This is a genomic window from Pseudomonas cyclaminis (assembly GCF_015163715.1).
Classification (GTDB): Bacteria; Pseudomonadota; Gammaproteobacteria; order Pseudomonadales; family Pseudomonadaceae; genus Aquipseudomonas; species Aquipseudomonas cyclaminis.
Window position 1 is genome coordinate 1 of the sequence record NZ_JADDUM010000209.1, and the last position, 13,480, is coordinate 13,480.

Consider the following 13,480-nt stretch of genomic DNA (forward strand, 5'->3'; position numbering starts at 1 on the left):
CAATGTATCAGCCAGCTTATCTGTAGCTGACCCACCGCAATCGGGGGCAAGCCCCCTCCCACATTTGGATCTTCACAAGATTTCAGGACAGTGCACCGCTTCAATGCACCATGAACCGGCATCGGGCATGGATCCAACGTCCCGAACGTCCGCCTCATTAAGAAAATATCAAACCGCAAAAACACCAAAGCCCCGTATTCCGGGGCTTTGCGCTTCCTGGTGAAATTATTTGGCACAACTTGGCAAGTCTGGCACGCGCCCTGCAATAACCCTTGTACAACCCAGTTTTGGGGACCTTGGTACAGGCAGGCCGAGAATCCCCCTCTTTACACCCGGAGTGCTTGACGCAAACGGCGTCGCGCTCCACACCGCTTTGGGGAACCTCGGTACAGGCAGGCCGGGGATTCCCTCTTTAATACCGAAGCCTTTGGCTTCGCCCCGTTTTGGGAGCCCTGGTACAGGCAGGCCGGGAACTCCCTCTTTTATTGCTCCTGGAGATGGATCTCCAACCGCCAGCGGTCATCGACCTCCTCCCCCTTCCACTCCCCGCGCAACGGCCGAGCCGCCACCAGGTTCAGCAGCAGGCCGCCATCGGTCTTGCGCACCCGCCAGTTCACGTCTTTGTCGTTGACCTTGAGTTGCCCGGTACCGGCCTTGCCTTGGGCGTCAAACAGCAACGCCACGGTGCCATCGATATGCTCGCCGTGCAGCTTGGGTTCGCTGTTGAACCACACCACGACGCCGTCCGCGGTCGTCTCCACCTGTTGCAGCTCGACCGGATCCGCCGTGGTCAGGCGGCCGATCATCAGGCCCACCATCAGGCCGACAATCGCCAGCGAGCCCATGACTCTCGGCAATAGCTTCGGTCTTGGGTCTTCTTCAGGGGTAGAATGCAGCGCATCTTTGCCTTCGGAGCCGTGCATGTTTCACGTCATCCTTTTTCAACCAGAAATTCCGCCGAATACCGGCAACGTTATCAGGCTGTGCGCCAACAGTGGCTGCCACCTGCATTTGATCGAGCCTTTGGGCTTCGACATGGACGACAAGCGCCTGCGTCGTGCCGGGCTGGACTACCACGAGTACGCCACGCTCCAGCGTCACGCCGACTTGGCCAGTTGCCTGGAAAGCCTGGGGCACCCACGGTTGTTCGCGTTCACCACCAAGGGTTCGCGACCATTCCATGATGCCAGCTTTGCCGAGGGCGATGCCTTCCTGTTCGGTCCGGAAAGCCGTGGCCTGCCCACCGAGGTACTCGATGCCCTGCCCGATGGCCATCGCCTGCGCCTTCCGATGCGCGAGGGCTGCCGCAGCCTGAACCTGTCCAACACCGTAGCCGTCGCCGTCTACGAAGGCTGGCGCCAGCTCGGCTTCAAGTAACACGCATAAAAAATGTGGGAGGGGGCAAGCCCCTCCCACATTGTTTACCGCATCGACTTATTGAACCGTCGGCGCGCCTTCCGATTGCATGCGCTGCAGCTCTTGAGCGTACAGGGCATCGAAGTTCACCGGTGCCAGCATCAGCGCCGGGAACGAGCCACGGGTGACCAGGCTGTCCAGGGTCTCACGGGCATACGGGAACAGGATGTTCGGGCAGAACGCACCCAGGGTGTGGCTCATGGACGCTTCGTCCAGTCCCTGGATCAGGAAGATACCGGCCTGTTGCACTTCAGCGATGAAGGCCACTTCTTCGCCGTTCTTGACGGTGACCGACAGGGTCAGCACGACTTCGTGGAAGTCGCCTTCCAATGCTTTTTGACGGGTGTTCAGGTCCAGCGCAACGCTTGGGGTCCATTCCTGGCGGAAGATGGCCGGGCTTTTCGGCGCTTCAAACGACAGGTCACGCACGTAGATACGCTGCAGCGAGAACTGTGGGCCTTGAGCTTCTGCTGCTTCGGTGTTCTGTTGGTCAGTCATCGCAGATCCTTCTTGATCTTGGGGTCTTTTAGGGTTTAGGAGTCAGACGAGCAGCAGCGCATCGAGTTTACCGGCGCGCTCCAGGGCAAACAGGTCGTCGCAGCCACCGATGTGCCTGGCGCCGATCCAGATCTGCGGCACGGACGTGCGCCCCGCTTTCTGGGCCATTTCGGCGCGCACCTGGGGCTTGCCGTCGACCTTGATCTCTTCGAAGGCAACACCCTTCTTCTCCAGCAAGGCCTTGGCCCGCATGCAGTAAGGGCACCAATCGCTGGAATACACGACAACCTGGCTCATATCACTTCACCAGCGGCAGGTTATCGGCGCGCCAGCTGCTGATGCCACCGGACAGCTTGGCGGCGGTGAAACCGGTCTTGAGCATTTCGCGGGCGTGGGTGCCGGCGTGCTGGCCCTGGGCGTCGACCAGGATGATGGTCTTGGCCTTGTGCTTTTCCAGCTCGGCCAGGCGCGCAATCAGCTTGTCCTGTGGAATGTTCAGCGCACCGACGATATGGCCGGCAGCGAATTCCTTGGCTGGGCGGATATCCACCACGATGGCCTCATCCTTGTTGACCAGTGCGGTCAGCTCCGATGTGCTCAGGCTGCGGCCACCACGGCTCAATTCGTGAGCGATCAGCAGCGCCAGCAGGATGACGAAGGCACCCACGAGCAGATAGTGGGCAGTGGCAAATGCAATCAGGTGATCAACCATCAAGGAGGTTCCAGGGCGTTAAAATGGCGGTAAGTATACACAGCCGTCAGGGGGGGCCAACCCCCGTAAAGCGGTGACGTGGTCGGAACTTCGCTTTAAACTGCCACTCACTTTTCAATTGCCTTCCTTTATTACCGCCGCGAGAGGATCTATGACTACCACGCCTAAACCTTTGGTCCTGATAATTCTCGATGGCTTTGGACACAGTGAAAGCCACCACGACAACGCGGTGTACGCGGCCAAGAAGCCTGTACTGGACCGCCTGACCGCCAGCGTCCCCAACGGCCTGATCTCCGGCTCGGGCATGGACGTTGGCCTGCCGGACGGCCAGATGGGCAACTCGGAAGTCGGCCACATGAACCTCGGCGCCGGACGAGTGGTATATCAAGACTTCACCCGCGTGACCAAAGCGATCCGCGACGGCGAGTTCTTCGAGAACCCGACCATCTGCGCCGCGGTAGATAAGGCAGTGGCCGCCGGCAAGGCCGTGCATTTCATGGGCCTGCTGTCGGACGGCGGCGTACACAGCCACCAGGACCACCTGGTGGCCATGGCTGAGCTGGCCTTCAAGCGCGGCGCCGACAAGATCTATCTGCACGCCTTCCTCGACGGTCGCGACACACCGCCAAAGAGCGCGCAATCCTCCATCGAGCTGCTGGACACCACCTTCGCCGCGCTGGGCAAAGGCCGCATCGCGAGCATCGTCGGCCGTTACTTCGCCATGGACCGCGACAACCGCTGGGACCGCGTATCCCAGGCCTACAACCTGATTGTCGACGGCCAGGCCGAATTCAACGCCGCCACCGCCCAGGAAGGCCTGGAAGCCGCCTACGCCCGTGGCGAGAGCGATGAATTCGTCAAAGCCACCACCATCGGCGAGCCGGTCAAGGTTGAAGACGGCGACGCCGTGGTGTTCATGAACTTCCGCGCCGACCGCGCCCGCGAGCTGAGCCGCGTGTTTGTCGAAGACGGCTTCAGCGAGTTCGAACGCGCCCGCCAGCCAAAAGTGCACTACGTCGGCCTGACCCAATACGCGGCCAGCATCCCGGCCCCCGCCGCGTTTGCAGCGGGCAGCCTGGACAACGTACTGGGTGATTACCTGGCGAAAAACGGCAAGACCCAACTGCGCATCGCCGAAACCGAAAAATACGCCCACGTGACCTTCTTCTTTTCCGGCGGGCGTGAAGAACCGTTCCCCGGCGAAGAACGCATCCTGATCCCGTCGCCAAAAGTCGCCACCTACGACCTGCAGCCGGAAATGAGCGCGCCGGAAGTCACCGACAAGATCGTCGACGCCATCGACCACCAGCGCTACGACGTAATCGTGGTCAACTACGCCAACGGCGACATGGTCGGCCACAGCGGCAACCTGGAAGCCGCAACCAAGGCCGTGGAATGCCTGGACCTGTGCGTTGGCCGCATCGTCGACGCCCTGGAAAAAGTCGGCGGCGAAGCACTGATCACCGCCGACCATGGCAACTGCGAGCAGATGTCCGACGAATCCACCGGCCAGGCGCACACCGCCCACACCACCGAGCCCGTGCCGTTCATCTATGTCGGCAAACGCGACTTCAAAGTGCGTGATGGCGGCGTGCTGGCGGATGTGGCGCCGACCATGTTGATGCTGATGGGGCTCGATAAGCCGGTTGAGATGACGGGCACTTCGATCCTGGTCTAAATCTGAGACACACTACAAAACCATGTGGGAGGGGGCTTGCCCCCGATAGCAGTGGATCAGCCAGCCTATATTTAGCTGACACACTGCCATCGGGGACAAGCCCCCTCCCACATTGGATCTTCAGTGTTTAGAAGATATCCCATTGCCATACCTGCGCCGCTCGGCACCTATCTTGCCTTCCAGCCCGAATTGGGCGTTTTTTTTGCCGCGCTTGGCGGGCATACTAGGCCGTCCCTTTCCCTGGTGTCGCCCGCCTCTATGCTTCGCGCCTTGATTACCCTTGCTCTTGTCTGCCTGCTCCAACCGGCGTTTGCCGACGAGCGCGCACAAACCCAACAACAGTTGGACGCTACGCGTCAGGACATTACCGAGCTGAAGAAACTGCTCGGCAAGCTCCAGGAAGAAAAATCCGGGGTGCAGAAAGACCTGCGCGGCACGGAAACCGAAATGGGCAAGCTGGAGAAGCAGGTCCAGGAGCTGCAAAAGGAACTAAAGAAGAGCGAGTCGGAACTGGAGCGACTCGACGCTGAGAAAAAAAAACTCCAGAGCGCACGCGTTGAACAGCAACGCCTGATCGCGATCCAGGCCCGCGCCGCCTACCAGAGCGGCCGCCAGGAATACCTCAAGCTGCTGCTCAACCAGCAGAACCCCGAGAAATTCGCGCGCACCCTCACCTACTACGACTACCTGAGCAAGGCCCGCCTGGAGCAACTCAAAAGCTTCAACGAGACCCTGCGCCAGTTGGTCAACGTGGAGCAGGAGATCGCCAACCAGCAGTCGCAGTTGCAGGATCAGAAAGTCGCCCTCGACGCCCAGCGCGACGAACTCGACAAGGTCCGCAAGGAGCGTCAGCTGGCCCTGGCCAAGCTAAACGACGACGTAAAGGCCCGTGACGCCAAGCTACAGGCCCGCGAGCAGGACCAGGCCGACCTGGGCAAAGTGCTCAAGACCATCGAAGAAACCCTGGCCCGCCAGGCACGCGAGGCTGAAGAGGCGCGGCAAAAAGCGCTGATCGCCCAGCAGGAAGCCGAAAAAAAGCGCCAGCGTGAGGCCGAACTGGCAGCCACCACGGACGCTCCGGCACCCCGTAAACCGGCGCATGCAGCGCCTGGCCCGCTGGTTTCCAGCGCCGGCGAGTCCTTCGGCGGCCCTTTTGCTTCAGCGCGGGGCAAACTTCCATGGCCAGTTGATGGTCGATTACTGGCACGCTTCGGTGAAACCCGTGGTGATGACACCCGCGCCAAGTGGGATGGTGTGATGATCAGCGCCTCCGCCGGCAGCCAGGTCCACGCTGTCCACGGTGGGCGCGTGGTGTTTGCCGATTGGCTGCGGGGTGCCGGTTTGTTGGTGATTCTCGACCACGGTAATGGCTATTTGAGCCTTTACGGCCACAATCAGACTTTACTCAAGTCGGCAGGTGATGTTGTAAAAGCCGGTGAATCCATCTCCACTGTCGGTAACAGTGGTGGCCAGGACACCCCGGCGCTGTACTTCGCTATTCGTCAGCAGGGTCGCCCGAGCGATCCCGCACAATGGTGCCGTTCCCAAGGATAGGGCCGCATCTACATTAGGAGTTCGTTCGACATGCTGCATTTGTCCCGCCTCACTTCGCTGGCCCTGACGATCGCCCTGGTGATCGGCGCGCCTCTGGCTTTCGCCGACCAGGCCGCTCCGGCTGCACCTGCCGCCACGGCCGCGAGCTCTGCCGCGACCACCAAGGCACCGTTGCCGCTGGACGAGCTGCGTACCTTTGCGGAGGTCATGGACCGGATCAAGGCAGCCTATGTCGAACCCGTAGACGACAAGACCCTGCTGGAGAATGCCATCAAGGGCATGCTCAGCAACCTCGACCCGCACTCCGCCTACTTGGGCCCTGAAGATTTCGCCGAGCTGCAGGAAAGCACCAGCGGTGAATTCGGCGGCCTGGGCATTGAAGTCGGCGCCGAGGACGGCAACATCAAAGTGGTTTCACCCATCGACGACACCCCGGCGTCCAAGGCCGGTATCCAGGCTGGCGACTTTACGTCAAGATCAACGGCCAGCCGACCCGTGGCCAGACCATGACCGAAGCCGTCGACAAGATGCGCGGCAAAATCGGCCAGAAAATCACCCTGACCCTGGTACGCGACGGTGGCAACCCGTTTGACGTGACACTCACCCGCGCGACCATCGTGGTCAAGAGCGTGAAGAGCCAGCTGCTGGAGTCGGGCTACGGTTACATCCGCATCACCCAATTCCAGGTCAAGACCGGCGACGAAGTGGCCAAGGCCCTGGCCAAGCTGCGCAAGGACAACGGCAAAAAGCTCAACGGCATCGTCCTCGACCTGCGCAACAACCCAGGCGGCGTGCTGCAGTCGGCGGTGGAGGTGGTCGACCACTTCATCACCAAGGGCCTGATCGTCTACACCAAGGGCCGTATCGCCAACTCCGAGCTGCGATTCTCGGCCACCGGCAACGACCTCAGCGAGAACGTGCCATTGGCCGTGCTGATCAACGGCGGCAGCGCCTCGGCCTCGGAAATCGTCGCCGGCGCCCTGCAGGACCAGAAACGCGGCGTGCTGATGGGCACTACCAGCTTCGGCAAAGGCTCGGTGCAGACCGTGCTGCCGTTGAACAATGACCGCGCACTGAAGATCACCACCGCGCTGTACTACACGCCGAATGGCCGTTCGATCCAGGCCCAGGGCATCGTGCCGGACATCGAAGTGCGCAAGGCCAAGATCACTAACGAGATCGACAGCGAGTACTACAAGGAGGCCGATCTGCAAGGTCACCTGGGCAATGGCAACGGCGGCGCCGACCAGCCGACCGGCAGCAGCAAGAAAGCCAAGCCGATGCCGCAGGACGACGACTACCAACTGGCCCAGGCGCTGAGCCTGCTCAAGGGCCTGAGCATTACGCGCAGCCGTTGATATGCGTTTTGCCCTGATCATCGCTGTGCTGTGCAGCCTGGCAGGGGTCGCCCAAGCGGCCCCTGCCAGCGAACCCCACAAAGCCTACCTGACCCTGATCATCGACGACCTCGGGCAAAACCTGCCCCGGGATCGGCGCGTGCTGGCCCTGCCGGGCCCGGTCACCACGGCGATCATGCCCGACACCCCCCACGCCGCCGAATTCGCCCGCGAAGCGCACAAGGCCGGCAAGATCGTGATCCTGCACATGCCCATGGACCCGGCCACCGGCCCGTTCGCCTGGCACCCTGAGCTGCCCATCGAAGAGCTGGGCAAACGCCTCGACGCCGCATTCAACGCCGTGCCCTACACGGCCGGCATCAACAACCACATGGGCAGCCGCATGACCGCGCAACCGGCCGCCATGGCCTGGTTGATGGCCGAGCTGCAACGGCGCAACAAGTTCTTCGTCGACAGCCGCACCAGCGCGCAGACCGTGGCCGCCGCCGAAGCGCAGAAGATCGGCCTGGCCCATGTCTCACGAGATGTGTTCCTCGATGACGAGCGCACCGAAGCCGCAATCACCACCCAATTACAGACGGCAATCAAGCTGGCGCACAAGCAGGGCTCGGCGGTGATGATCGGCCACCCTTATCCGCAGACGCTGGCGGTGCTGGAACGCGAGTTGCCCAAGCTCAAGGCCCAGGGCGTGGAGTGGATCGATATCAAGCTGATGATCAGCGTACGCAGCAACCAGGCCATGGACGCCCATGGCAAACATGGAATCTACCGCTAGATAGCTACCTCTTCCTTCCTCATGAACTCCTGAATAGTGACTCTCCAGCGTCGAACAAACACGGAGAACCACGAATGGAATCAATCAGATTTGGCAACCTGCTGATCAACTTTACGACAGAATTCACTTGGATCTGGGACAACAAAGGCTCCCCCAACGCCTCTCCCGTCGCCATCTGGCGGCCGCTTCCGTCCGCTGAGTTCCTGAAGGACTATTTCCCCCTCGGTGACCATGCCGTGGCCGACCACACCAACATCAACAAGAAAACCGTTGTGCCCGTGGTGGCCGAAGCCCCGCCGCTGACCGAAGAAGACCGCGAGAAGGGCAACGCCCTCATGCCACCTGACGAGTACGAACGGGTTTGGGACGACAAGGGCTCAAAAGCCTATACGGACGGGGCCATATGGCGCCCAATCCCTCCGGCGGGCTATGTGGCGATGGGACTTGTATCCTCCCACGGGTACGACAGGCCTTCACGCAACGCGGTTCGTTGCGTGCGGGCGGACCTGGTAATTGCCTCATACATCAGTGACCTGATCTGGAACAACCGACGCAGCCCGGCCAAACTCGACTTCAGCGCCTGGAGCATCAACCCACCTGGAGCGGCCTCAGGGGAGGTGTACCTGTCGCCGGGAACCTTCGTCGGTGCCGCCAGCTACACAAAACCTTCGATGCACATTGCCGCTTACTCACTGCGCATGCAGATCCCACTGCAAGTGAATCTCCCACCACCAGCCCCGGCACTCGCAGGGGATCGACAGCCCTCTCCTTTCGAAAAAGCCGAAGTCACCCACATATCAAAACTGACGTGGTTCACCATTAAAGACCCCAACCTGTCGCCTCTCGAACAACTGCGTACGTCACCTTCTTACCGCCTGGAAAGAACGGACAAATACGTACTGGTCGGATTTGGGCATAACCAAAGTTCTCTGAACCAGTCATTCAAATGGACCGCAACCCGCGGGCAAAACGGTAGCAGCCTTAAAACACTTACCCACACCACGGCCATCGAGATTGGCACCGAATGGGGCTTCAACGTGTGGGGAGCCTCGGGAAAGGTCTCTGCAAAGCTCAGTGGTGGTTTCACCCACACCCAGACAACGTCCGAGGGATGGACCACCTCGACGGCTTTTGAAATCAACGCCACGGTTCCGGCGCACAAAGCTGTAGCCGTTTACCTGGTGCAAAGCGATTACCGACTACTGAGGGAAAACGGTACTCAAGTCGCTACTAACATCAGCTACACCGACGGCGACAGTGTCTACTGGAGCGAATATCCGCCGGCTCGGGAGTGTGAGGTCGTCTGCAAGCCGTTACCGACGCCTGCCGCATGACCGCTAGAGATACTGCGCCATGATCTTGTCGATGGCGCCGTCTTCACGCAATTGATCCAGGGCGGCCTGCAACTTGACGACCGTCTCGTCAGGCACATTCTTGTTCAGCGCCAAGTAAAGCTGGGCACTGTTGAACCGCAGCACGGTCTTGAGCCCCGTCACACCGACCTGGCGCGCAAGATAACGCCCGGCCGGGTCGCCGGTGGCCCACAGGTCGATCTGGCCATCCACGAGCTTTTGCGCATTGTCCTGGTCGCGCAACACCACCACCGGGTTAAGGCCCTGCTTCTCCAGGGTCTCGGCGATGGCATCGCCTTTATAGGCGCCGATCTTGTAGCGCCGCGCTTGCTCAAGCTCGGCAAGCTGGATCTTGCTGTCGGCCTTGGCCAGCAGTACCCAATCATCCGGGCCGATGGGACCGACCCACTTGAACAGTGCTTCACGGTCCGGAAGGCGCGCCATCACGAACACGCCATAGCCGGGTTTCTCCAGGGCGAGTTTGTAGATTCGTTCCCAAGGAAAGCGCAGGGTGAGGTTGTAGGAAATGCCGGCACGCTTGAAGGTCTCGCGCACGATGTCCACGGCGATGCCTTCGATGTTCTCTTCCTTGGCGAAGTTCTTGCCATTTTTCGCCATGTTGTAGGGCGGGAAGTTTTCCGTCAGCAGCACCAGGGAGGCGTCAGACGGTTCGTCGGCTTGGGCGTTACCGACCATTAGCACGGAGGTACTGGCGAGGGCGAGCAGCAGGTGTTTGAACATGAAGGTTACCGGAATCCATGGCAAGCGCAGAGAGTGCCCCGCGCTTGCCAGGGTGTCCAGCAACGTTTAGCGAACGACGATTCCGCGGGCGGCCATGTAGGCTTTTGCCTCAGGAACGGTGTACTCGCCAAAATGGAAAATACTCGCGGCCAGCACTGCGCTGGCGTGGCCTTCGATCACGCCGTCGGCCAGGTGCTGCAGGTTGCCGACGCCGCCGGAAGCGATCACCGGAATGCCCAACGCATCGCTGATTGCACGGGTCACGCCCAGGTCGAAGCCGTTTTTCATGCCGTCCTGGTCCATGCTGGTCAGCAGGATTTCACCGGCGCCCAGGCCTTCCATCTTCATCGCCCACTCCACCGCATCCAGGCCGGTGGGCTTGCGCCCGCCGTGGGTGAAGATCTCCCAGCGTGGGGTTTCGCCCGGGCCGGAGACTTTCTTGGCGTCGATAGCCACCACGATGCATTGCGAGCCGAAGTGCTGCGCGGCTTCGCCGACGAACTCCGGGTTGAACACGGCGGCGGTGTTGATCGAGACCTTGTCCGCGCCGGCGTTGAGCAGGTTGCGGATGTCTTGCACGGTGCGCACGCCGCCGCCCACGGTCAGCGGGATAAACACCTGGCTGGCCATGCGCTCGACGGTATGCAGCGTGGTGTCGCGGCCATCAACGCTGGCGGTGATGTCGAGAAAGGTAATCTCGTCGGCACCTTGCTCATCGTAGCGACGGGCGATTTCCACCGGGTCGCCGGCGTCACGGATGTTCTCGAACTTGACGCCCTTGACCACGCGACCATTGTCGACGTCCAGGCAAGGGATGATGCGTTTGGCCAAAGCCATAGGCTTATCTCCGATAAGAGTTGCAAGCTTTGAGCTACAAGCTGCAAGTAGAAGCAAATCTGCTTTTACTTGCAGCTTGCAGCTTACGACTTGGAGCTGGCCGCGTAGCCATCACAAAAAGCCTGAGCTTCAGCCACGTCCAGCGTGCCCTCATAGATCGCACGGCCGGTGATGGCGCCGATAATCCCTGGCGCCTTGGCGTCGAGCAGCGACTTGATGTCGCCCAGGTTGTGAATACCGCCGGACGCGATCACCGGAATCTTGGTGGCCGCAGCCAGGGCAGCGGTGAACGGCACGTTGCAACCCTGCATCATGCCGTCTTTGGCGATATCGGTATAAACGATGGCGGACACGCCGTCGGCTTCGAACTGCTTGGCCAGGTCGATCACCTGGATGGTGCTGATTTCAGCCCAGCCGTCGGTGGCGACGAAACCGTCCTTGGCGTCCAGGCCCACGATGACTTTTCCCGGGAACGCACGGCAGGCTTCGGCAACGAAGGCCGGGTCTTTCACGGCCTTGGTGCCGATGATCACGTAGCTCACGCCTGCTTTGACGTAGTGCTCGATGGTTTCCAGGGAGCGGATACCGCCACCGATCTGGATCGGCAGGTTCGGGTAGCGCTTGGCGATGGCGGTGACCACTTCGCCGTTGACCGGCTGGCCTTCAAAGGCGCCGTTCAAGTCCACCAGATGCAGACGACGGCAGCCCCCTTCCACCCATTTGGCAGCCATGCTCACCGGGTCATCGGAGAACACGGTGGAGTCTTCCATACGGCCTTGGCGCAGACGGACGCAGGCGCCGTCCTTGAGATCGATAGCGGGGATAATTAGCATGCTTTTCCTTCGTCAAAGAGTTGCAAGCTGCAAGCTATTAGCTGCAAGCAAGCACGCGTATCAATTCTTGCAGCTTATGGCTTGAAGCGTTCAGCTGCTCTTTTCAAGCGACCACAGGTCGCTTTCGATGCTTTCGAACCTTTCTTTAAGGAGCGTCTGCGTGTCGAAAATCGCCCTGTTGTAATAGTGCGGAGCCACTTCGGTGGTAAACAGCTCAAGAATCTCGGCAACCTCGAACGAGCCCAGCTTGAGCTCGAAGCGATCCTCCATGAAGCGCTTGATCTTGTCGGTAGCCTCACGCTCCTGTTCGGGCGTGAGGTTCAAGATCGGCGGCTTCGGCTTCCTGGCCATTACCAGCGACCATCCCAGGCGGCGAAGTTCTGCAGCAATTGCAGGCCATGGGTATGGCTCTTCTCAGGGTGGAACTGCACGGCAAAACGCGACCCTTCGGCCAGCGCTGCGGCAAAATCCACACCGTAGTGTCCGCCACCCACTACCTGGCCCGGTTTACCGGCGGCAATGTAATAGCTGTGCACGAAGTAGAAACGCGCCATGTCGGGCACTTCGTGCCACAGCGGGTGATCCACCGTCTGGCGGACTTCGTTCCAGCCCATGTGCGGGACTTTCAGGTGTTCGCCGTCTTCATGCAGGTCCTTGCCGAAGAACTTCACCTGGCCGGGAAACAGGCCGATGCAGTCGACGCCGTCGTTCTCTTCACTGCTGTCGAGCAAGGCTTGCATGCCCACGCAGATGCCGAGAAACGGACGATCCTGGCTGACTTCGCGCACCAGGCTGTCAAAGCCCAGGCGACGGATCTCGGCCATGCAATCGCGAATCGCACCAACGCCAGGGAACACCACGCGGTCGGCTTCGCGAATCACGTTGGCATCGCTGGTGATCAGCACCTTGCCGGCGCCTACGTGTTCGAGGGCCTTGGCCACCGAGTGCAGGTTACCCATGCCGTAATCGATAACCGCGACCGTCTGCATTACAGAACGCCCTTGGTCGAGGGCATTTGCCCGGCCATGCGGTCATCCAGCTCTACAGCCATGCGCAGCGCACGGCCGAAGGCCTTGAACACGGTTTCGATCTGGTGGTGGGTGTTGGTGCCGCGCAGGTTGTCGATGTGCAGGCTGACCAGTGCATGGTTGACGAAGCCCTGGAAGAATTCCTGGAACAGGTCGACGTCGAAGCCACCCACGGTGGCGCGGGTGTAGGGCACGTGCATCTGCAGGCCTGGGCGGCCGGAGAAGTCGATGACTACGCGCGACAGCGCTTCGTCCAGCGGGACATAGGCGTGGCCGTAGCGACGGATGCCTTTTTTGTCGCCGATGGCCTTGGCAAATGCCTGGCCCAGGGTGATGCCTACGTCTTCCACCGTGTGGTGGTCGTCGATATGCAGGTCGCCCTTGCTGACGATATCCAGGTCGATCAGCCCGTGACGGGCGATCTGGTCCAGCATGTGCTCAAGAAAAGGTACACCGATATCAAATCGGGCCTTTCCGGTGCCATCCAGGTTGATCGAGGCTTTGATCTGGGTTTCCAGAGTGTCGCGCTCGACGGACGCCTTACGTTCGGCCATCACCAGCTCCGCAAAATCATTGGGCGAAAAAGGCAGCCATTATAGGGGCGCGGGCGCTAAACAGAAACATCGGAGGGGATAAGACTGACGAGTTGAAGCGAGGAATGTCGGGGATAGACATGTGTATACATGTGGGAGGGGGCT

Annotated in this window: 15 protein-coding genes and 1 pseudogene; 6 read left to right on the plus strand and 10 right to left on the minus strand. The window is 60.7% G+C overall.

What is annotated here, in order from left to right; translation table 11 throughout:
* Positions 1 to 482: 482 nt before the first annotated feature.
* A complete protein-coding gene (locus IQK56_RS23885) occupies positions 483 to 923 on the minus strand; it encodes a hypothetical protein (RefSeq protein WP_112193024.1) in 441 nt (146 codons plus the stop codon).
* On the opposite strand from IQK56_RS23885, the gene IQK56_RS23890 reads away from it, so the two are divergent.
* Positions 922 to 1,377 (plus strand): tRNA (cytidine(34)-2'-O)-methyltransferase, encoded by a 456-nt coding sequence (locus IQK56_RS23890; RefSeq protein ID WP_122305417.1) that lies wholly within the window; start codon positions 922 to 924, stop codon positions 1,375 to 1,377. The genes IQK56_RS23885 and IQK56_RS23890 overlap by 2 nt on opposite strands.
* Positions 1,378 to 1,434: 57 nt before the next feature.
* On the opposite strand, the gene secB is transcribed toward IQK56_RS23890, so the two are convergent.
* The 3 genes from secB to IQK56_RS23905 are packed head-to-tail and all read right to left on the minus strand — an operon-like array spanning position 1,435 to position 2,626.
* Positions 1,435 to 1,914, minus strand: coding sequence for a protein-export chaperone SecB (gene secB, locus IQK56_RS23895; protein ID WP_112193023.1), 480 nt, complete (start codon positions 1,912 to 1,914; stop codon positions 1,435 to 1,437).
* Positions 1,915 to 1,956: 42 nt separating this feature from the next.
* Complete coding sequence (gene grxC, locus IQK56_RS23900) at positions 1,957 to 2,211, minus strand: glutaredoxin 3 (RefSeq protein WP_033896917.1); 255 nt, start codon at positions 2,209 to 2,211, stop codon at positions 1,957 to 1,959.
* Position 2,212: 1 nt separating this feature from the next.
* Positions 2,213 to 2,626, minus strand: a complete 414-nt coding sequence (locus IQK56_RS23905) for a rhodanese-like domain-containing protein (protein WP_032890134.1) — start codon at positions 2,624 to 2,626, stop codon at positions 2,213 to 2,215.
* Between the two features lie 151 nt (positions 2,627 to 2,777).
* Here IQK56_RS23905 and gpmI point away from each other — a divergent pair, with 151 nt between their 5' ends.
* From gpmI to IQK56_RS23930, 5 genes and pseudogenes are all read left to right on the plus strand, one after another.
* On the plus strand, positions 2,778 to 4,304 hold the full coding sequence (gpmI, locus tag IQK56_RS23910; RefSeq protein ID WP_193901847.1) for a 2,3-bisphosphoglycerate-independent phosphoglycerate mutase: 1,527 nt from the start codon (positions 2,778 to 2,780) through the stop codon (positions 4,302 to 4,304).
* 258 nt (positions 4,305 to 4,562) lie between these two features.
* Positions 4,563 to 5,858 carry a murein hydrolase activator EnvC family protein gene (locus IQK56_RS23915; RefSeq protein ID WP_122305414.1) on the plus strand — a complete coding sequence of 432 codons (1,296 nt, stop codon included), beginning with the start codon at positions 4,563 to 4,565 and terminating at the stop codon, positions 5,856 to 5,858.
* Positions 5,859 to 5,888: 30 nt separating this feature from the next.
* Positions 5,889 to 7,216, plus strand: a pseudogene (locus IQK56_RS23920) (S41 family peptidase).
* A gap of 1 nt (position 7,217) precedes the next feature.
* Positions 7,218 to 7,991, plus strand: a complete 774-nt coding sequence (locus IQK56_RS23925; protein ID WP_150762004.1) for a divergent polysaccharide deacetylase family protein — start codon at positions 7,218 to 7,220, stop codon at positions 7,989 to 7,991.
* 74 nt (positions 7,992 to 8,065) lie between these two features.
* Positions 8,066 to 9,325, plus strand: a complete 1,260-nt coding sequence (locus tag IQK56_RS23930; protein ID WP_193864114.1) for a Vps62-related protein — start codon at positions 8,066 to 8,068, stop codon at positions 9,323 to 9,325.
* A 3-nt stretch (positions 9,326 to 9,328) separates the two neighbouring features.
* Here the strand turns inward: IQK56_RS23930 and IQK56_RS23935 are convergent, their stop codons facing one another.
* The 6 genes from IQK56_RS23935 to hisB all read right to left on the minus strand — a co-directional run bounded on the left by IQK56_RS23935 (position 9,329) and on the right by hisB (position 13,336).
* Complete coding sequence (locus IQK56_RS23935) at positions 9,329 to 10,084, minus strand: substrate-binding periplasmic protein (protein WP_122305411.1); 756 nt, start codon at positions 10,082 to 10,084, stop codon at positions 9,329 to 9,331.
* A 66-nt stretch (positions 10,085 to 10,150) separates the two neighbouring features.
* The gene (gene hisF, locus IQK56_RS23940; RefSeq protein WP_003171107.1) at positions 10,151 to 10,921 is read right to left on the minus strand and encodes an imidazole glycerol phosphate synthase subunit HisF; all 771 of its coding nucleotides are present in this window, start codon (positions 10,919 to 10,921) and stop codon (positions 10,151 to 10,153) included.
* A gap of 83 nt (positions 10,922 to 11,004) precedes the next feature.
* Complete coding sequence (gene hisA, locus IQK56_RS23945) at positions 11,005 to 11,754, minus strand: 1-(5-phosphoribosyl)-5-[(5-phosphoribosylamino)methylideneamino]imidazole-4-carboxamide isomerase (RefSeq protein ID WP_122305410.1); 750 nt, start codon at positions 11,752 to 11,754, stop codon at positions 11,005 to 11,007.
* A gap of 90 nt (positions 11,755 to 11,844) precedes the next feature.
* Positions 11,845 to 12,105, minus strand: coding sequence for a DUF2164 domain-containing protein (locus IQK56_RS23950; protein WP_150677105.1), 261 nt, complete (start codon positions 12,103 to 12,105; stop codon positions 11,845 to 11,847).
* Positions 12,105 to 12,743: an imidazole glycerol phosphate synthase subunit HisH gene (hisH, locus tag IQK56_RS23955; RefSeq protein ID WP_065910792.1), complete on the minus strand. Its 639-nt coding sequence runs from the start codon at positions 12,741 to 12,743 to the stop codon at positions 12,105 to 12,107. The genes IQK56_RS23950 and hisH overlap by 1 nt, the downstream gene beginning before the upstream one ends.
* On the minus strand, positions 12,743 to 13,336 hold the full coding sequence (gene hisB / locus IQK56_RS23960; protein ID WP_003218037.1) for an imidazoleglycerol-phosphate dehydratase HisB: 594 nt from the start codon (positions 13,334 to 13,336) through the stop codon (positions 12,743 to 12,745). Before hisB ends, hisH begins: the two co-directional genes overlap by 1 nt.
* Positions 13,337 to 13,480: the final 144 nt, after the last annotated feature.

What these genes read in the sequence shown, in the direction of transcription:
- IQK56_RS23935 (WP_122305411.1), bottom strand. Translation starts at nt 10,084, where the DNA reads ATGTTCAAACACCTGCTGCTCGCCCTCGCCAGTACCTCCGTGCTAATG.
- hisB (WP_003218037.1), bottom strand. Translation starts at nt 13,336, where the DNA reads ATGGCCGAACGTAAGGCGTCCGTCGAGCGCGACACTCTGGAAACCCAG.
- hisA (WP_122305410.1), bottom strand. Translation starts at nt 11,754, where the DNA reads ATGCTAATTATCCCCGCTATCGATCTCAAGGACGGCGCCTGCGTCCGT.
- grxC (WP_033896917.1), bottom strand. Translation starts at nt 2,211, where the DNA reads ATGAGCCAGGTTGTCGTGTATTCCAGCGATTGGTGCCCTTACTGCATG.
- IQK56_RS23925 (WP_150762004.1), top strand. Translation starts at nt 7,218, where the DNA reads ATGCGTTTTGCCCTGATCATCGCTGTGCTGTGCAGCCTGGCAGGGGTC.
- IQK56_RS23950 (WP_150677105.1), bottom strand. Translation starts at nt 12,105, where the DNA reads ATGGCCAGGAAGCCGAAGCCGCCGATCTTGAACCTCACGCCCGAACAG.
- IQK56_RS23930 (WP_193864114.1), top strand. Translation starts at nt 8,066, where the DNA reads ATGGAATCAATCAGATTTGGCAACCTGCTGATCAACTTTACGACAGAA.
- IQK56_RS23905 (WP_032890134.1), bottom strand. Translation starts at nt 2,626, where the DNA reads ATGGTTGATCACCTGATTGCATTTGCCACTGCCCACTATCTGCTCGTG.
- hisF (WP_003171107.1), bottom strand. Translation starts at nt 10,921, where the DNA reads ATGGCTTTGGCCAAACGCATCATCCCTTGCCTGGACGTCGACAATGGT.
- IQK56_RS23885 (WP_112193024.1), bottom strand. Translation starts at nt 923, where the DNA reads ATGCACGGCTCCGAAGGCAAAGATGCGCTGCATTCTACCCCTGAAGAA.
- IQK56_RS23890 (WP_122305417.1), top strand. Translation starts at nt 922, where the DNA reads ATGTTTCACGTCATCCTTTTTCAACCAGAAATTCCGCCGAATACCGGC.
- secB (WP_112193023.1), bottom strand. Translation starts at nt 1,914, where the DNA reads ATGACTGACCAACAGAACACCGAAGCAGCAGAAGCTCAAGGCCCACAG.
- hisH (WP_065910792.1), bottom strand. Translation starts at nt 12,743, where the DNA reads ATGCAGACGGTCGCGGTTATCGATTACGGCATGGGTAACCTGCACTCG.
- IQK56_RS23915 (WP_122305414.1), top strand. Translation starts at nt 4,563, where the DNA reads ATGCTTCGCGCCTTGATTACCCTTGCTCTTGTCTGCCTGCTCCAACCG.
- gpmI (WP_193901847.1), top strand. Translation starts at nt 2,778, where the DNA reads ATGACTACCACGCCTAAACCTTTGGTCCTGATAATTCTCGATGGCTTT.